The organism is Streptomyces sp. LX-29, assembly GCF_029541745.1.
In the GTDB taxonomy this organism is placed as follows: Bacteria; Actinomycetota; Actinomycetes; order Streptomycetales; family Streptomycetaceae; genus Streptomyces.
The window spans coordinates 1,503,600-1,521,812 of record NZ_CP089746.1; the positions used below are offsets into that span (position 1 = coordinate 1,503,600).

Here is an 18,213-nt window from a genome sequence, read left to right on the forward strand (position 1 = left end):
AGGGTGGTTCATGTCATCAACTCCAGGTGTTGGTGGCCACGACCGCTGATCTTGGAGGCGTTCGCCCGGAAGCTGGGCCGACCGATCACGCACGCTGAGGCAGGGTTCCCCCAGCCTGCCGACGATTCGAACACACGCCTGGGTACCGTTGAGGCTTTGATCGGCTTGGGGAGGCAGGACATGGACCCGTCGCGCCGCAGCGTCCTGGGCGTGAGCCTCTTCTCTGTCGCGGTGACCGTGCCCAACTGGCCGGATGTCGTGGGCCGCATGGAAGCCATTCAGACAGGGCAGGTGCAGCGCATAGGAATGCCTGACGTCCATACGGTCGCGGCTATGACCGAACGGATCTCAGAGCTTGATGATCAGTTCGGTGGCCGACATGCGCGCCCCATGGCCGCTGCATTCCTCGTCAATACGGTGGCTCCATACCTCCGGGCCGACGCTACGGAAGCAGTCCGTAAGGCAATGATGTCCGCAGCGTCGGACCTCTGCTACCTCACGGGATACATGGCAGTCGACGAAGGTATGCACGGCTTGGCCCAGCAGTATTATTTGAAGGCTTTGGAACTGGCTGGAGCCTCAGAGGATCATCTGACCTACTGCACCACGCTACGGGGGATGAGCGTTCAAGCAGTTGATCTAAGGCATGGCAGGACCGCGATGCGGCTTGCCGATGCCGCTGCTGCCGCTTCCCCCAAGGCCGGTCCCCGGATGCGGGCATTTCTTGCCGGCCAGCAAGCACACGCGTCAGCGCAGATCGGCGAAAAGAGCAAAGCTCTCACCTACCTTCGTGAAGCCGAACACGCTATGGATAAGGCCGAATCGCAGCAGAGAGCATTCGGGTCGTATGATCCGGCGGCCTTGAGTTATCACACCAGTCAGGTTCGCTATGAGCTTGGTGATGTGACTGGTGCAGTCGAAGCGATGAAGCAGTCAGACCGATTGAGGTATGACATCTATCGGCGCACTCGCGTCAAAGAGCGCGCCATTTTAGCCGAAAGGCAAATCGCCATAGGGCATGTGGAGGCAGCATGCGCCACGTGGCACAGCGCACTCGACGACTATCCGCTCGTTCAATCAGGGAGGGCTGATCAGCGCATGCACAGCATGCTGAAACTGATCAGACCACACCTGAAGAATCACGCCGCCCGCGAACTGAACGACCGTGCACGAATGGTGATGCCTGCCTCGCTGCTGGCCTGAGACCGCGCGCCGGGGCGTCGTCAGGCGGTGCGGCGCCTTCGGTGGCGTCGCCACTGCCATACGGCTGCTACCGCGAAGGAGGCCGCGGTCAGGGCGATGCCCAGCACCGGCCAGTTGCTTCCCGCCAGCCGCAGGTCGGCGACGAGGACCGTGAAGATCAGGCCCAGGGGGACCAGGAGCGAGAGGACGGCTCTGAGAGCCGCCACCACCATCTCGGGGTCGGGCTTTGTGGCCCGCCTCGGTCGGGCGGGGGCCGGCTCGCCGAAGTAGAAGGTGGTGGCCCGGTCCATCAGGCGATCGGTGGCCCTGCTGTACGACAGCCCGAGGTACGGGATCCAGACGAGGGGGGCGACCATCCCGACCAGCAGCACGGCGCCGAGCAGGGCGTACCGTCCGGCCTGGGCCAGCCATCGCGCCGCTCTCCCCGTCGTCGGCTCGCTTTTCGGCACGATCAGCCCTAGGAGGCGCGCCATCCGCAGGATGAGACGCCACAGGGCCGGCATACGCCGTCGGAGTCGCCCGATCGCCCCCTCCTCGGGGCCTTCCGCCGTTCCGCCCTTCCCGGGGAGCGGCAGTTCCGACAGCGCGGCCCGCGCCCGGTCGACGTCCTCGTAGACCCCCTGGAGGACCAGGAGTTCGGCGCCCCGGACGGGGTCCGTGGGGTCCCGACCGTCGAGGGCGGCCAGTTCCAGGCAGGTACGCGCCTGACTGAGCAGCGCCGCACAGAACGCGAACGGCATCAGGATCACCAGGGGGCCGCCGACGAAGGATCCTTCGGTCACGACCCGGCGTCTGCCGCGGCCGAGTACCCGGGCCCGGAGTTCGGCCGTGGTGGCGTCGGGGTACGCCTCGCCGACCCGGTCCACCGAGCGCGCGGCGGACGGGCCCATGTGTCGGACGGCGAAGGCGGCGAGGTGCTCGGGCAGGTGCCGCGGGTCCGCGGCCGCCGCCCTCAGCAGCGACCGCGTGAGGGCGGGGTCCTGAAGCGCGTCCGTGTCCTGGGGATCCGTGCCCGGCACGCTCACCACGTCCCCGAGTCGAGGACGGGGCCGCCCGGGCGCTCCGTCTTCCGCCCGTGGAACCGCCGGAGCGCGGTGTCCGCGGAGCGGCACTCGCCGGCCGCGGAGAGCGGCACGAGGATCCTCGGGCGCGACATGATTCGTGTGTAGCACAGAGGGCACGTGCGGACCGGGCATCCTCGCGGCGGCGCAGCACGTGCCCGAACGGATTCATCTGAGGGGTGTCGCGAGGAGTGACGAGCCCGCGCCGCGCACGGATGGCGGGCGGTATCGGAGCGGCAGGAGCACGCCGATCCCGCCGATCACGCCGATGGGGCGGCCTCTCTCCGCGTCCGGGCGAGGCGCACGCGGTCCTCGGCTCCGCCCGGCCCCGGTGACGGCCCACGCCGTCTTCGGATCCGCCCGGCCCCGGAGACAGCCCACGCCGTCTTCGGCGCCCGGCCCCGGTGAGGCCCACGCGGTCCTCGGCTCCGCCCAGTCCTGGAGACAGCGCGCGCGGTCCTCGGCTCCGCCCCAGCCCCGGAGGTGGCGCACCCGGTCCCGGTCCCGGGGACGGCCCCTCGGGCTGGTCGACGGCCGGCCGGCCGCTGAACGTGAACCCCCGCCGTCCGCGTGACGGCCCCGTCCTCCTCCTCTCGGCGACCGTGTCGCCCGACCGGCCCTGCGGCGGTTGCGACGGCGTCCGAGTTGCGGCAGGGGTCTCCCGGACGCAGCCTGGGAGGCGTCGGGCTTCAGCGCCCGTTCCGGTCTCCGCGGTGCCGATTTCTTTCGCTAAGCACACCCACGACAGTGCAAGGAGACCGGTATGGCCACGGAAACAGTCGTCGCTTTTCCCAAGATCGCCAGTGTGCCCACCGTGCGCGTGGGCGAGGAAGCGCGAGGTCTGGAGCGCGTGCAGGACTTCCTGCGGCGGTTCGGCTACCTCGCCGGGTCATCCAGCGCCAACCGTGTGGACGGCACGACGTCGCACGCCCTGGAGAAGTACCAGGAGTTCAACGGGCTCACCGTCACGGGCGAGTTCGACGAGGCCACGCGGGATGCCATGACCCAACCCCGGTGCGCCATGCCCGACATGCGCCTCGGCATCGAGGCCGTCACCACATGCGGTTGGACCAGGACCGACCTGACCTTCGCCTTCGACACCGGGACCGACGACGCGGCCGGGAACCAGGAGTTCGACGCCGTCCGGAACGCGTTCCAGACCTGGGCGGCGGCCGCGCCGCTGACCTTCACCGAGGTGGAGAAGGACCAGAGCCCTGACATCCTCATCGGCTGGCGACCGGCCAGCGACACCGATCTGAGTATGGTCGGGGGCACGCTCGCGCACGCCGACTTCCCGCCCGCATGCGGAGTCGTCACCGACGGCAGTCTGCCGAAGCCCGTCCACTTCGACGACTCCGAGCACAACTGGAGCATCGGGGCCGCGGTGAACTCCTTCGACGTGGAGACGGTCGCGCTGCACGAGCTCGGCCATATCCTCGGGCTGGCCCACACCAGCGCGTCGGGGGCGGTGATGTTGCCGGTGGTCAGCTCGAATTCGACGAAGAGGGCCCTCACCCAGGACGACATCGACGGTGTCCGCAGCCTGTACCCCGACGGCGCTCGGCGTCAGGAGGTCGCCCGCACCCGGGAGGCGAGGGAGGCGTGGTTTGGCTGGGAGTCCCGGGGCGGCAGCGTCACCAGCGACATCGCCGTCGGACGTCATACCGACGGGCGCATGGAGATCTTCGCCGCCGGGCTGGACCGCGCGGTGTGGCACAACTGGCAGATGGTCCCGAACGACGGTTGGTCGGGCTGGGCCTCCCTCCAGGGTGGGATCACCACGGACATCGCGATCGGACGGAACGCGGACGGGCGTATGGAGATCTTCGCCGGCGGCCTCGACAACGCCGTCTGGCACAGGTGGCAGGTGGCGCCGAGCGGCGGCTGGTCACCCGGCTGGAACTCCCTCGGCGGAGGCATCACCAGCAACATCGCCGTCGGACGCAACGCGGACGGACGCATGGAGATCTTCGCCCGCGGACTGGACAACGCCGTCTGGCACAAGTGGCAGGTGGCGCCGAACGGCCGTTGGTCACCCGGCTGGAACTCCCTCGGCGGAGGCATCACCAGCAACATCGCCGTCGGACGCAACGCCGACGGACGCATGGAGATCTTCGCCCGCGGACTGGACGGCGCGGTATGGCACAGGCGTCAGGCGGTGCCCAGCGGCGGCTGGTCCGGCTGGGACTCCCTCGGCGGGGGCATCACCAGCGAGATCACCGTCGGGCAGAACGCGGACGGACGCTTGGAGATCTTCGCCCGCGGGCTGGACGGCGCGGTATGGCAGAAGTGGCAGGTCTCCCCCGGCGGCGGCTGGTCCGGCTGGAGCTCCCTCGGCGGGGGCATCACCAGCAACATCGCCCTGGGGACCAACGTCGACGGGCGCATGGAGATCTTCGCCCGCGGCCTCGACAACGCCGTCTGGCACAGATGGCAGGTGGTGCCCAGCAACGGCTGGTCACCCGGCTGGAGCTCCCTCGGCGGAGGCATCACCAGCGACATCTCCGTCGGACGCAACGCCGACGGACGCATGGAGATCTTCGCCCGTGGCCTCGACAACGCCGTCTGGCACAAGTGGCGGACCAGCGCTTAGGGCGGTCAGGAGGATGACCATGACTTCGCAGGACGCGCAGCAGCGGGAGCGGGAGATGCCCCGGGGTGGGATGGAGCCCCGGGCCGCGGCTCGGGCCGACACGAGGGCCGGGGGCATCGAGACCCCGAGCATGCCAGCCGGGGGCATGAAGACCCCGCGCATGGCAGCCGGGGGCACGCGGGCCGCGGACAGCGAGACCGCGGGCACCACGGGCATGGACACCACGGGCATGGAGGCCAGGGGCATGGAGGCCAGGGGCATGGAGACCACGGCCATGGAGACGCGGCGGCAGGCGATGCCGCGCGGGGACATGGCGCCCTGGGCGGCGACCGCCAGGGTTCCCGAGGCGGACCAGGAGATGCCGCACGGGGACCTGCGGGGCATGCGGTCCGCGCCGGCGGGCGCGGCGGCCACGGGCGCCCGGGACATGCCGCGCGGCGACATGCGCTCCTGAGGATCACCGGGCGGTTGCTGCACCCCGCCGAGTGGGCCGAGGCGCAGCGCACCCACCCCATAGCCGGCGAGCGAGCGGGGTTACGGCCTCGGCATCGAGACCACCCCGCTCCGTCGCGGCGGCTCCTACCGGCACCACCGCGGCAACCCCCTCGGCTACTCCACCATCGACAACCCGCTGTGCGACACTCGCTCCTGACGCCATGCCTGACGTCCATGTCAGACATCCATGCCTGACATGCGTGTGTGGCCAGCCGCGGAGGACATCCGCATCCGAGTCCACGGCACGCGGTCATGAGGGGAGCACCATGAGGATCGGCGAGCTGTCCCGGCGCACCGGCGTGAACGAGCGGCTGCTGCGCTACTACGAGCAGCAGGGGTTGTTGCGCCCGGAGCGGCTGCCGAGCGGGTACCGCGACTACCGCGATACGGATGTCGACGCCGTACACCGCATCCGGGCCCTGCTCGCCGCCGGCCTGTCGACCGCCACCATCGCCCGCGTGCTGCCCTGCGTCCGGGACGACGGCGAGCGGCTGGTCCCTGTCTGCCCCGACCTGCTGGCGCAACTGAGGGACGAGCGGGCCCGGATGACCGCGGCCATCCAGGAACTCCAGACCTCGCGGGCGCTGCTGGACACGGTGATCACGGCCGGGCAGGCCGCCGGGGCGGCGTCCGCCGGGCGGCCCGCCGAGGCGGCCACCCGCGGCGAACGGTCCGTCACGCCGCCCACCGCGGACGGGCTGACCCTCGCGGGGGTCGCCCCCGACGGGCCGGCGCTCGTGGCGGCCGCCCCCGCCGTCGCGGCCACGGCCTCCGCCGGCTAGGCCCCGCACCGGCCGACCCACCGGCCACCGGACGGAGCAGCACCCGGACAGGGCACGGTACGCGGCACCGCGCGGGCGACAGCGGCCACTGGGCGCGGGCGCCGCACCGCGCAGGGCACGGAACGCGGACCCCAGGCGCGGCGGCGAGGGCTGCCACCGGTGAAGGGTGCCGCCCCGAGCACCCCGCGGCCGGCACCACACCCGGCACCCGGCGGGGCCGGGAAGCCGGACGGGGGCGTGACGGTGCCGCCGGCACCCGGCAGGAGGCCGGCACCACACCGTGCCCCTCGAAAACCGGCACCGCTCCCGGGCCCCCTCGTAACGGACGCCGCACCCGGCACCCGCTAGGAGGCCGGCACCGCACGGCACCCGCAAGAGGCCGGCTCCGCACCGGCCCCCATCGGAAACGGGCACCACACCCGGCACCCCCTCAGAAACGGGCGCCGCCCCCTCACAAACGCGCGCCGCACCCGGCACCCTCTAGGAGACAGACGCCCCACCGGGCCCGGCGCAGCGCTCCCCCGGCTCCACGATGCGGGTGAGCAGGGCGATGAGTTGATCGCGCTCGGCCGGTGTGAGGCGGGCGGTGAGCTCGTCGTTGGCCTCGTCGCCCAGCCGTTCGGTGCGGCGCAGCCGCCGCTCGCCCTCGGCGGAGAGGGCGATGGCGTTCTTGCGCCGGTCGTTGGGGTCGGGTCCGCGGGTGACCAGCCCGTCGGCGACCAGGTCGGAGACGATGCCGACCATGTCCTTCGGGTCGATGCTCAGGCTGCGGCCGAGAGCCGCCTGCGAGATGGGGCCGCGTTCGGCGACCGCCGACAAGACCGCGTGATGGGTCATCCGCATGCCCTCGCGGGCCAGCGCCTCGGCGACCAGCCGGTGGCCGCGGGCGGCCGCGCGGCCCAGCAGCCAGCTGGGGAGCGCGCGGATCCGGGCGGGAGCGAAGGGAGTCTCGGCCATGGGCACCACCCTACCGGGGAAACCATTGGACTTCCCAATGATTCCCGGCTTACCGTTGGGGCACCCAACGATTCCAGGAGGTGCTCATGCGTCGTGTTCGCTTTTTCGAGTACGGCGGTCCCGAGGTGCTGCGCGTCGAGGAGGTCGAGGCGCCTCGGCCCGGCCCGGGCGAGCTGCTGATAGCCAATGAGGCGATCGGGGTCACGCTGCCGACGGTGCGCAAGGTGCGGGACGGCGGACTACCGCTGCCCGGGGCGCTCGGCGGCGAGGTGGCCGGGCGCGTCGTCGCCGTCGGACCCGAGGTCGCCGGCTTCGCGGTCGGCGACCGGGTCACCGCGCTCTGCTTCCGCGACTCCTATGCGGAAGAGTGCGTCGTGGCGGCCGCGATGGCCACCCCGGTCCCCGACGGCGCCTCGGCGGTGGACGCGGTCGCCCTGGTCCGCGGCGGGCTGGTGGCGTCGGGCGCCCACGCCGCGGCGCGCCCGGAGCCGGGCGAGTCGGTGCTGGTCACGGGCGCGGCGAGCGGAGTCGGGCACCTCGCCGTGCAGTTGGCGAAGGAGCGCGGCGCGGCCCGGGTGGTGGCCGCCGCCGGCTCCGCGGCCAAGGCGGAGTTCCTGCGCTCGCTGGGCGCCGACGAGGTGGTGACGTACGAGGACGCGTCCTGGGGGGAGCCGGTGGACATCGTGCTGGACGCGGTCGGCGGGGAGTTGCTGGCCCCGGCGGTGGCCGCACTCGCGCCCGGCGGGCGGCTGGTGGCCTACAGCTCGGGCGGCGGCACGGTCTCGGCTTACGACCTCCTGGTCGGCGGCAGGACGGTGACCGGATTCCAGATGGCCAGGATCGCCGCGACCCGGCCCGCGCTGATGGAGTCGTGGCGCCGGGAGTTGTGGACGCTCTTCGCCGAGGGCCGGCTGCGCCCCGCGGTGCACGTCCGACTCCCGCTCGCCGAGGCCGCCGCGGCGCACGAGATCATCGAGTCCCGGGCGAACCTCGGCAAGGTCGTCCTCATACCCTGACCACCATGACCGACATCCCCGCCATGGACAGCACCGCCGCCGCGAGCCCCGCCCACGCCACGGGAGCCGGGGCCGCCGACCACGCCGTACTACGCCGGGCCGAGGCCGCCGACAGCGAGGCGGCCGCGGAGGTGTGGCTGCGCTCCTACGGCGCGGCGCTGCCGAGCGTGCGCAGGGCCCACTCCGACGAGGCGGTGCGGGAGTGGTTCCGGCGCGTGGTCGTGCCCGACCACGAGACCTGGGTGGCGGTCGCCGGCGACGCCGTCGTCGGCGTGCTGGTCCTCACCGGCGAACGGGAGCTGGACCAGCTCTACCTCGACCCGCGGTGGCGCGGCCGGGGGCTCGGCGACCGGTTCATGGAGCTGGCCAAGCGGCGCCGACCGGCGGGTCTGGAGCTGTGGACCTTTCAGGTCAACGTTCCGGCACAGCGGTTCTACGAGCGACACGGCTTCACCGAGGTCCTACGGACCGACGGCCACGGCAACGAGGAGCGCGAGCCCGACATCCGCTACGCGTGGCGTCCCGAGGAGTCGGCCCCGACGAGCTGACACGCCGTCGCGGCACCGGGGAGACCTCTGGCACAGCCCCGTCGACGGCCTCTCACGCCCCTCACCCAACCGGCCTATTTCTATGGAAATGTGACGCACGGTCCTTGTAGGCCCCGAGGGGAAACGGGAGACTTCTGCACAGCGCGCTCCAGACGTGGGATGTCATGATGTCCAGATGTCTTTGAAGGGTCGGTCGGACATGACGTCAGATCTTCGTGCACACTTCAGAAGACCATGGCGACGCCGTGCATGGGCGATACTCGCCGCCGCGGTGCTCGCCCTCACTCCGATTCCGGTACGGGCCGTGGACGCGAACGATTCGGCGTCCGCGGCCCGTCTCGGCTTCCAGCAGGAGGTCCTCTTCAAGGCTTCCCAGGAACGGGGGTATTCCTGCTTCCGCATCCCCGCGATCGTCAAGACCACCAAGGGGACCCTCCTGGCCTTCGCGGAGGGCCGGGTGGACAACTGCGGCGACGCCGGCGACATCGACCTGGTCCTCAAGCGCTCCACCGACGGCGGGCGGACCTGGGGCCCGATTCAGGTGATCGACGAGGGCGACGGCGACACCCATGGCAACCCCGCCCCCATCGTCGACACCCGCACCGGCCGGATCGTACTCGCCACCACGTACAACACCGGCCGCGACGACTCACAGAGCTGCGAGGTGCCCTGTGACCGCGTGCCGCACTTCCAGTACAGCGACGACGACGGGGAGAGCTGGTCCGCACCACGCGACCTGAGCGATTCGATCATGCCGCGGGACTGGAACTCCTGGTACGCCACCGGTCCCGTGCACGGCATCCAGCTGACCCGCGGCGCCCACAAGGGGCGGCTGGTCTTCGGCGTCAACACCGAGACGTACGACGGTTCGCGGGTGACCCAGAACCACGCCGCGCTCGTCTACAGCGACGACGGCGGGGACAACTGGAAGATCGGCGCCGTGGACACCTGGGCGATCTCCCACGACGGCTCGTTCCGTCAGAAACCCTCCGAGCTGACCATGGTGGAGCGGGAGGACGGCTCCATCTACGTGAGCGGCCGGGAGCAGGACGGCACCGACCTCGGACACCGCGACTGGACCGTCAGCCGTGACGGCGGCGTCTCCTTCGCCGGCCCCTTCCGCGCCATCCCCGACCTCTACACCCCGCAGGTGCAGGGGTCGATCATCCGTCTGCGCAGCAAGGCGGAGGACGGCTACAGCAGGTTGCTCTTCTCCGCCCCCGCCGATCCGGACCGGCGCCGCACCATGATGATCCGTTCCTCCTGGGACGAGGCGAGCACCTGGGACAGCGTCGACCGCGGCAAGGTGGTGACCCAGGACTGGTCCGGCTACTCCGACATGGTGGCCATCTCCGCCGACGAGGTCGGGCTGATGTACGAGGGCGGCACGGTCGACGCGCGGGACGAGATCCGTTTCGCGCGCTTCACCGAGGACTGGCTGGGACCGCGCCGCGGCCCCGACGGCTCCACCGCCGACCGGGCGCCGGGCGCCCGCGCCGCGAAGGTGCTCGGCGAGCCGGCCCAGACCAACGGGCAGTTCGGCAAGGCCCTGGCCTTCGACGGCACGGACGACGCGGCGCGACTGCCGTTCCGCGACACCCTGCCGCTGGGGACCGGGGACTTCACCGTGAGCCTGTGGTTCCGCTACTCCGCCGCCTCCGGACACCATCCGTTCCTGTGGATCGGCGGCGTCGGCAACCGACAGCCGCAGATCTGGGTGCGCGGCGAGCCCTCCAACAGCCGGGTGCGCGCCCTGATCACGGCGGTCAGCGGCACCACCGCGCCGCGCAGCGCCTCCATCAGCACCCCCGAGGCGCACAACGACGGGGACTGGCACCATCTCGCGGTGCAGCGCACGGGAGGCAGACTCAGCATCGCGGTGGACGGCACGCCGGCCATATCGGTACTCGACGCTCCCGGCACGGTGAGCCGCACCTCGCCGTTCGGCATCCACCTGGGCCAGGGCGTCGACAGCCGGTCCCACCTCACCGGCGCGCTGGACGAGGTCCGGGTGTACAGCCGGGCGCTGTCCGACACCGAGCTGCGCCAAGTCCGCGAGTTCAACTCCTCGTTGGACGATGACAGCGCGGTCGTCCTGCGGCTGCCGCTGGACTCGGTACAGCCTGCGGCGGCGACGTAGCGCGGCGACCGGACCGGTAGGACGGCTTCACGGGGCGGGCCCCGGCGGCGGTAGGCCGCGGGGCCCGCCCCTCGCCGTGCCCCGGCCCGGCCACCCGGCAGGCGGCGGACGCCTCACCGCGGCGATCCCGACGGGGCCGCACGCTGTGCCGGGGCCGAGCGCTGGCCCCAGGCCCGTGCGCTGCACCGGAGCCCCGCGTGGAGCCGCAGCGACACCCGTCCGCATCCGCGGAGCTTCGGTGGGGAAAGGCCGGAGAGCGCGTGGGGCGCCGGGGCTCGCCTGGGCTTCGACGTCCGCGGTGTACAGGAGTGCCTGCTTTATCCCGGCGCACGGGAGCGCGAGTTCTACGTTGCGTAACGGGACACCCCTCCCGCGGTGGCGTCTGATCGGGTACGGTCACGGGCCCGGAACGGCTGCGAGGAGCGGGCATTGCGCGAGATCACCGTCCCGCCGTTGACGACGGCGTGCCAGGTGGGAGGTCTGGCGGATGCCGTGTTCGAGCACGCGGCGAGCGATCCGGACCGGGTGGCGCTCGGGCGGCGGACGGAGGACGGCCGCTGGGCTGACGTCACCTCGGGCACGTTCCGCGACGAGGTGCTGGCGCTGGCGAAGGGACTCCTCGCCCAGGGCGTACGGTTCGGCGACCGGGTCGCGATCATGTCCCGCACCCGCTACGAGTGGACGCTGTTCGACTTCGCGATCTGGACGATCGGCGCCCAGTCGGTCCCGATGTACCCCACCGCCTCCGCCGAGCAGGTCTTCTGGATGCTGCACGACACCGGCACCTCGGCGTGCCTGGTGGAGCACGAGGACCACGCGATGACGGTGGGTTCGGTGATCGACCGGCTGCCCCGACTGAAGCGGCTGTGGCAGCTGGACGCGGGGGCGCTGGACGAACTGCTGGTCGCCGGCGCCTCCGTCGACGACACGGTGGTGGACCGGCACCGGATGGCGATGACCCCGAACACACCGGCGACGATCATCTACACCTCGGGCACCACGGGCCGGCCGCGCGGCTGCGTCATCTCGCACGCCAACCTGATGGCCGAGTGCGACAACATCGTCGCCCGCTACCGGGACGTCTTCCACACCAAGCCCGGCGACGAGGCCGCCACCCTGCTCTTCCTCCCCCTCGCGCATGTCTTCGGACGGATGGTGCAGGTCGCGGCGGTGCGCGGCCGGGTGAAGCTGGCCCACCAGCCGGACCTCCACGCCGCCGCCCTCCTGCCCGACCTGCGGTCCTTCCGGCCCACCTTCGTGCTGGCCGTCCCGTACATCTTCGAGAAGGTCTTCGCCGCCGCTCGGAGACGGGCCGAGACCGAGGACCGGGTGGGGCCCTTCGAGAAGGCCGTGGACGTGGCGGTGCGGTACGCGGAGGCACAGGAGGCCAAGGCGTTCGGCACCGGGCCGGGGCCCGGCGCCGCGCTGCGCGTCCAACACCAGCTGTTCGACAAGCTGGTGTACGGCAAGGTCCGCGAGACCCTGGGCGGCCGGGTGCGGCACGCGATGTCCGGCGGTTCGGCGATGGACCGGCGCCTCGGTCTGTTCTTCGCCGGTGCCGGCATCACCATCTACGAGGGCTACGGGCTGACCGAGACCACCGCCGCCGCGACCGCCAACCCGCCGGAGCGGACCCGGTACGGGACGGTGGGCGTGCCGATCCCCGGTACCGGCGTGCGCATCGCCGACGACGGTGAGATCTGGCTGCGCGGCGACCAGGTCTTCACCGGCTACCTCGGCGACCCGAAGGCCACCGACACCGTGTTGCGCGACGGCTGGCTGGCCACCGGCGACCTCGGCGCCCTGGACGAGGACGGCTATCTCACCATCACCGGCCGGAAGAAGGACGTGCTGGTCACCTCGGGCGGCAAGACGGTCTCCCCGGCGGCCCTGGAGGAGCGGGTGCGCGCCCACCCGCTGGTCCACCAGTGCTTCCTGGTCGGCAACGACCGCCCGTACGTCGCGGCCCTGGTCACCCTGGACGCGGAGGCGGTCTCCCACTGGCTGTGGATGCGCGGGAAGGCCGCTCCGCCCCCCGCCGACCTGGTACGGGACCGGGAACTGGAGACGGAGATACGGCGCGCGGTGGTCGCGGCCAACACCTCTGTCTCGCCGGCGGAATCCATCCGTACGTTTCGCATACTTGCCGCACCGTTCACAGAGGAGCATGGTCTCCTGACGCCGTCGTTGAAGCTGAAGCGCAGCGCTATCGAGCAGGCGTACGCCGTCGAAGTCGAGGCGCTCTACAAGGATGTGAGGCGCCTCTGAGCCGCAAGGGGGCAACGGAAATGATCGACATCGTCCTCCCCACACTTGACCAGCGTGAACTGACCATGGTCTCCGAGGACATGACTCGCGGCCCTGGGGACCCGCAGCGGAACCGGCCCGAGCCGCTGGCCGGGCGGATCGTGCTCGGCGGGCCGCTGTCGGTGCCGGTGACCACCGAGTTCGTCAGCGAGGACCCGGAGTTGAAGGCATTCGTGGCGTCGGAGGCCGGCGCCGCCGTCTACCATCTGCTGCACCTCTCCCTCACCTGCGCCACCCAGGCGCCGCCGGGCGGCTCCGGAGCCACCCCGCGCTCCCTGCCCGACCTGCACACGGTGAACGTCGATCTGACGCTCTCCGCCGAGGCAGGGGCCGCCTTCCCGCCGGTGGCCTGGTCCATGACACCGCAACAGGTCACCGAGACGGTGCAGGCCACCACCAACCTCCAGCTCGGCCCGCAACTGGCCTTCGTCGGCCACAGCCGCACCACCCAGCGCGGCCGGGTCTGCGTCGAGGCGCTGCGCGAGCTGCGCTCCGACCCCGGCTGGGAGATCCGGCACACCCGCACGGTCCCGATCGCCGGCGGCTACCGGCTGGCGATGGTGGTGCGGGCCCCGGCCAGGGTGGTGACCCGGGTGGCGGTCGGCGTCGGGGCCTCGGTGCGCCGGGGCCATCTGCTGCGGCGCTACCGGGAGGAGATCCCCGATCCGCTGCGGCTGTCGGTGGAGTTGTAGTACGGCTACCCCGAGAGGCGCGGGGCCGCGGAGAGAGGACGGGTGACCCGATGGCGGGCGCGGACGACGACACGACGGAGTTGACGGCGGAGGAGATCACCGCGCTCGCCCGGGCCTTCGGTCCCGGGCCGGCCGCCAGGTCGCTGCTCCGCAAGGCGGGCTTCCCCGCCGACCTGCTGCCCAGCCCGATCGGCGTCACGGCGGAGGAGTTCTGGTACGCCGTCGCGGAGCCGCTCGCGGCGGGGGCCGTGGCGCACGGGCGGTTACGCGTGCTGAAGGCGGCCCTCGACCGCTACCCGTACCACCCGCTGTTCCGCGCGGCGGTCGACGGGGCGGGGGCCGCGCCGCCGAGCGGAACGGCCGGCGGGGAGGCGGCCGGCGGCGGGGGGTTCGGGGCGTCCGACGGGGCCGGCGGGTCCCGGGAGCCCGCGCGGTCCGACGGCGCCCGGGGATCGGGGGCCGCCGCCCCCTCGGGCGGGGCCGCGGTGGGCGGGCCACAGCCGATCGGCAGCGTCCTGGTGGCCGGGGCCAGCCCGCACGGCCGTGACCCGCTGCGGGCGGCGCGGGAGGCGCGCGCCATCGAGGCCGCGGCCGCCCGCGTCGGGTTCTCGGTGCACCACAGCCCGGCGGCCAACGTCACCGACCTCCAGCGGATCCTCGACCTGCGGCCGGAGGTGCTGCATCTGATCTGTCACGGCGAGGACGCGCACCTCGTCTTCGAGGACGCCTTCGGCGGCGCGCACCGGGTGCCCGCGGACTCCGTGGTGCGGCTGCTGCGCTCCTACCGGTGCCACGCCGGGGTCCGGCTGCGCGGCGTGGTGCTCGCGGCCTGCCACACCGGGCCGCTCGCCGCGGCCTTCACCGAGGTGGCCCGGGTGGTGGTCGCCCACCGTGGCGAGCTGGACGACGAGGCGGCGGTGGCCTACGCGGCCGCGCTGTACGGCCTGCTCGACCGGGTGCCGGCGCTCCACGACGCCGCACGGGTCGCGGCGGACCAGGCCGCGGCCGCCCTGGGCGACGACTACGGCGTGGAGCTGCGGGAGAACCTGGTGGTGCGGGGGTGGGACGCGCCGGGCTGAGGCCCGGGTCCGCCCCCGCGCGGCCGAGCCGGGAATGCGGCGCCCCGGTCGACCGTTGACGATGTCGAAAGCACCCTGTATCCCGACGTTAGGATCGACTGCTCGTGAGCAAGGTCCCCTTCATCACCCTCAACAACGGCGTCCGGATGCCGCAGCTCGGCTACGGCGTCTGGCAGATCCCGGACGACGAGGCGGCCAGGGCGGTCGGCACCGCGCTGGAGGTGGGGTACCGCAGCATCGACACCGCCGCGATCTACGAGAACGAGGAAGGCACGGGCCAGGCGATCGCCCAGTCCGGCATTCCGCGCGACGAGCTGTTCGTGACCACCAAGCTGTGGAACTCCGACCAGGGGTACGACGCGACCCTCCGCGCCTTCGACACCTCGCTCGACAAGCTCGGCCTCGACCATGTGGATCTGTATCTGATCCACTGGCCGGTCCCCTCCCAGGACCGCTACGTGGAGACCTGGAAGGCACTCGAGAAGGTCTACGCCGAGGGCCGGGCCAGGGCCATCGGCGTCTCCAACTTCCACCCGGCCCACCTCGAGCGGCTGCTGGCCGAGACCTCGGTGGTGCCGGCGCTGGACCAGGTGGAGCTGCACCCGCGGCTCCAGCAGGCCGAGGTCCGCGCCTTCAACGCCCGGCACGACATCGCGACCGAGGCATGGTCCCCGCTGGGCCAGGGCAAGGACCTGCTCGACGCCCCGGTGCTGGCGGCGATCGGACAGAAGCACGAGAAGACCCCGGCCCAGGTGGTGCTGCGCTGGCACATCCAGTCGGGCCATGTGGCGATCCCGAAGTCCGTGACGCCGTCGCGGATCGCGGAGAACATCGACATCTTCGACTTCGCGCTGGACGAGGACGACCTGTCGGCCGTCGCCGCGCTGGAGTCGGGCACCCGGCTGGGTCCGGACCCGGAGACCTTCGACATGGCCTGAGCCCGGGGCGGTGTGCCCGCCGTGGCGTGAGCGCCGGGGTGTCAACGGCGTAGCTCCGGAGCGCGCCACGGCGCCGCTGTCGGAGTGCCGGGCATGGGTGTCGGGGTGCTGTGGCGCGGGTATCGCCGAGCGGCGCCGGTAACACCGTGCAGGTGTATTGCCGGTGCCGCCGGGCCGCCATAGCTTGCGCCCATGGATCTGGAGTTGCGGCACCTCAGAACGGTCCGGGCGATAGCGGACGCGGGCAGCCTCACCAAGGCCGCCGCACAGCTCGGCTTCGCCCAACCCGCGCTCAGTACGCAGCTCAAGCGCATCGAACGGGCGCTCGGCGGCCCGCTCTTCCACCGCGACCGCAACGGCGCTCGCCCCACGGCGCTCGGCGAGCTGGTGCTGGAGCGAGCGCGGGTGCTGCTGCCCGCGGTGCGCGAGCTCCAGGAGGAGGCGGTGCGGTTCGCCAACGCCTGCGCCCAGATCGAGCGGTTCCGGCTCGGCGCCACCCACGGCCCGCTGCTGGGCGGGCTGGTCGACCGCCTCGCCACCGCCCACCCCTCGGCGCCCGTCTCCACCTACACCTCCTGGTCCGTGCGGGAGATCAGCGCGATGGTCGTCGAGGGACGGCTGGACTTCGCGCTCATCGGCACCTGCGGGCAGGCGCCGCCACCCGCCGCGGACCAGCTGAGCTGGCACACCGTGGGCACCGACCCGGTGTTCGTGATGCTCAGCGAGGACCATCCGCTCCGCGACGAACCGGAGTTGGAGCTGGGCGCCCTCGCCGGGGAGTCGTGGACCGATGTGCCGGGCGAGGGCTGCTTCGCCGACTGTTTCGCCACCGCGTGCGCCCGTGCCGGCTTCACCCCGATGTCGGTCTTCGAGACCGACACCGCGTCCTGTGTGCACCTGGTGCAGGTCGGGCGCGCCGTCGGGCTCTGCCGCGCCACCTTCCCGCCCACTCCGGGCGTGGTGACCCGCCCGCTGGCCGGCGCCCCGCTGAGCTGGCGTCACCTCATCGGCTGGCATCCCGACTCCCCCGCCGCGGACACCGCCCCGGCCGTCCTCGGCCACGCCCGCACCGCCCACGCCGACGCGGTGCGGCGCAACGAGGTGTACGCCCGCTGGCTGGCGGCCCGGCCGCTCCCGGACCGCTTCGGAACGGGGGCTTCCGACGGGTGAACGCGGCCGGGCGCCATAACGCCGCGACAGGGGGGAGCTGACAGGGTCCACGTCGTCGGTGGGCGGCGCTACGTTGGCGCTGCCACCCCCCAGCCGGGGCGTACCCGTCGCCCATGGTCCCGCCCTCGCCACCGCCCGCTCGGGCGGCCGGGGGCGGCGGGTCCGACCCCGGCCGACGTGGACTGGCGCCGCCGCCCCTCCCCGGGCGGCGGCGCCCTCCCCGGGCACCGCCGACCACCCGTCAGACGACGGCCCGTCGTCCCGTGTGCACCGTCTGGGCCGACAGCAGGAAGGCGTCGGGGCGGAGCAGGATGCCGTCCTTGTCGTCCGGGTCGACGAGCCGGTCGAGGGTGGCGCGGTCCTCGGCGTCGAGGTTCTCGGCGACGGTCTCGCGCAGCCGGACGAGTTGGGCGTGCAGATAGTCGCGGGCGGCGGCGGGCAGGGGCGCGGGCAGGTCCAGGAGGAAGGTGCGGCTGCGCAGGTCGGTCAGGCCCGCGGCCGCGAGCATCGCCGGCCAGTCCTCGACGGTGGTCCGGACGTCGGGCAACGCTGCCCGCATCTCGGTGAACCAGTCCTCGACGACCGCGTCGAGCCGGGCCTGGAGCCCCGGTCGTCCGATGCCGAAGTCGCGGGGCAGACACCGTGCGGGCAGCCCGCCCTCGGCGACGGCGAGCAGGCCGCCGGGGCGCAGGTGGTCGGCGAGCCGGGCGACGGCGCCTGTCTGGTCGCCCAGGTGGTGCAGCGCCTTGCTGGACCAGATGAGGTCGGCGGCGCCCGCGTCGACCAGCCCGTCGGGGAGGTCGGCGGTCAGGGTGCGCAGGCGGTCGCCGACGCCGAGTCGGGCCGCGCGGGCGCGGGCCCGTTCCAGCAGGGCTTCCTCGCCGTCCACGGCCAGCACCGCGGCGCTCGGGAAGACCTGGGCGAACAGGCCGGCGGCCACGCCGGGCCCGCTGCCCACGTCCCACACGTCGTGGACTTCGGAGGCGTCGCCGAGGCGCTCACACAGCCAGTGCGCCGCCTGCTCGGTGGCGGGCGCGTGCACCTCGCCGTTCGCCTCGATGAGCGGGGCCATGACCGCCCAGTCGATGTCGGCGGAGCCGGTGCCGCCGCCGCGGTGGGTGTCGTGGTGATGGTGGTGGTGGTGATGGCCGCTCATCGCGCGCCCTCCCTGAGGCCGTGGGGTCCGTGTCGGTGTGCCCGAAGCGTCTCCGGGCACCGACCCGGGCGGCAAG

15 protein-coding genes and 1 pseudogene are annotated in these 18,213 nt (G+C 72.5%); 12 read left to right on the forward strand and 4 right to left on the reverse strand.

Going from position 1 to position 18,213, the window contains the following annotated elements; genetic code table 11:
• The first annotated feature begins 3 nt into the window (after nucleotides 1-3).
• On the forward strand, nucleotides 4-1,203 hold the full coding sequence (locus LRS74_RS06575) for a transcriptional regulator (RefSeq protein ID WP_277740108.1): 1,200 nt from the start codon (nucleotides 4-6) through the stop codon (nucleotides 1,201-1,203).
• Between the two features lie 20 nt (nucleotides 1,204-1,223).
• Here LRS74_RS06575 and LRS74_RS06580 read toward each other — a convergent pair whose 3' ends face one another.
• On the reverse strand, nucleotides 1,224-2,231 hold the full coding sequence (locus LRS74_RS06580) for a hypothetical protein (protein ID WP_277740109.1): 1,008 nt from the start codon (nucleotides 2,229-2,231) through the stop codon (nucleotides 1,224-1,226).
• Nucleotides 2,225-2,359: a hypothetical protein gene (locus LRS74_RS06585; RefSeq protein WP_277740110.1), complete on the reverse strand. Its 135-nt coding sequence runs from the start codon at nucleotides 2,357-2,359 to the stop codon at nucleotides 2,225-2,227. The genes LRS74_RS06580 and LRS74_RS06585 overlap by 7 nt, the downstream gene beginning before the upstream one ends.
• 668 nt (nucleotides 2,360-3,027) lie before the next feature.
• Here LRS74_RS06585 and LRS74_RS06590 point away from each other — a divergent pair.
• The 3 genes and pseudogenes from LRS74_RS06590 to LRS74_RS06600 all read left to right on the forward strand — a co-directional run.
• On the forward strand, nucleotides 3,028-4,857 hold the full coding sequence (locus LRS74_RS06590) for a matrixin family metalloprotease (protein WP_277740111.1): 1,830 nt from the start codon (nucleotides 3,028-3,030) through the stop codon (nucleotides 4,855-4,857).
• 19 nt (nucleotides 4,858-4,876) lie between these two features.
• Nucleotides 4,877-5,311 (forward strand): hypothetical protein, encoded by a 435-nt coding sequence (locus tag LRS74_RS06595; RefSeq protein WP_277740112.1) that lies wholly within the window; start codon nucleotides 4,877-4,879, stop codon nucleotides 5,309-5,311.
• Between the two features lie 307 nt (nucleotides 5,312-5,618).
• A pseudogene (locus LRS74_RS06600) lies at nucleotides 5,619-5,972 on the forward strand (MerR family transcriptional regulator); the annotation flags it as partial.
• Nucleotides 5,973-6,614: 642 nt separating this feature from the next.
• Here LRS74_RS06600 and LRS74_RS06605 read toward each other — a convergent pair.
• Nucleotides 6,615-7,091, reverse strand: a complete 477-nt coding sequence (locus LRS74_RS06605) for a MarR family winged helix-turn-helix transcriptional regulator (RefSeq protein WP_277740113.1) — start codon at nucleotides 7,089-7,091, stop codon at nucleotides 6,615-6,617.
• An 86-nt stretch (nucleotides 7,092-7,177) separates the two neighbouring features.
• Between LRS74_RS06605 and LRS74_RS06610 the strand changes: the two genes are divergently transcribed.
• The 8 genes from LRS74_RS06610 (at nucleotide 7,178) to LRS74_RS06645 (ending at nucleotide 16,981) form a co-directional block, all read left to right on the forward strand.
• Nucleotides 7,178-8,107 carry a zinc-binding dehydrogenase gene (locus LRS74_RS06610; protein WP_277740114.1) on the forward strand — a complete coding sequence of 310 codons (930 nt, stop codon included), beginning with the start codon at nucleotides 7,178-7,180 and terminating at the stop codon, nucleotides 8,105-8,107.
• 23 nt (nucleotides 8,108-8,130) lie between these two features.
• Nucleotides 8,131-8,655, forward strand: a complete 525-nt coding sequence (locus LRS74_RS06615; protein ID WP_277744626.1) for a GNAT family N-acetyltransferase — start codon at nucleotides 8,131-8,133, stop codon at nucleotides 8,653-8,655.
• Between the two features lie 199 nt (nucleotides 8,656-8,854).
• Complete coding sequence (locus LRS74_RS06620; protein WP_277740115.1) at nucleotides 8,855-10,795, forward strand: sialidase family protein; 1,941 nt, start codon at nucleotides 8,855-8,857, stop codon at nucleotides 10,793-10,795.
• Between the two features lie 429 nt (nucleotides 10,796-11,224).
• On the forward strand, nucleotides 11,225-13,063 hold the full coding sequence (locus tag LRS74_RS06625; protein WP_277740116.1) for an AMP-dependent synthetase/ligase: 1,839 nt from the start codon (nucleotides 11,225-11,227) through the stop codon (nucleotides 13,061-13,063).
• A gap of 20 nt (nucleotides 13,064-13,083) precedes the next feature.
• Nucleotides 13,084-13,794 (forward strand): hypothetical protein, encoded by a 711-nt coding sequence (locus LRS74_RS06630; RefSeq protein WP_277740117.1) that lies wholly within the window; start codon nucleotides 13,084-13,086, stop codon nucleotides 13,792-13,794.
• Between the two features lie 50 nt (nucleotides 13,795-13,844).
• The gene (locus tag LRS74_RS06635) at nucleotides 13,845-14,873 is read left to right on the forward strand and encodes an effector-associated domain EAD1-containing protein (RefSeq protein ID WP_277740118.1); all 1,029 of its coding nucleotides are present in this window, start codon (nucleotides 13,845-13,847) and stop codon (nucleotides 14,871-14,873) included.
• A gap of 104 nt (nucleotides 14,874-14,977) precedes the next feature.
• Nucleotides 14,978-15,811, forward strand: a complete 834-nt coding sequence (locus LRS74_RS06640) for an aldo/keto reductase (RefSeq protein WP_277740119.1) — start codon at nucleotides 14,978-14,980, stop codon at nucleotides 15,809-15,811.
• Nucleotides 15,812-16,003: 192 nt separating this feature from the next.
• Nucleotides 16,004-16,981: a LysR family transcriptional regulator gene (locus LRS74_RS06645; RefSeq protein WP_277740120.1), complete on the forward strand. Its 978-nt coding sequence runs from the start codon at nucleotides 16,004-16,006 to the stop codon at nucleotides 16,979-16,981.
• Nucleotides 16,982-17,222: 241 nt separating this feature from the next.
• Here LRS74_RS06645 and LRS74_RS06650 read toward each other — a convergent pair whose 3' ends face one another.
• Nucleotides 17,223-18,137, reverse strand: a complete 915-nt coding sequence (locus LRS74_RS06650; protein WP_277740121.1) for a methyltransferase domain-containing protein — start codon at nucleotides 18,135-18,137, stop codon at nucleotides 17,223-17,225.
• Between the last annotated feature and the right edge of the window lie 76 nt (nucleotides 18,138-18,213).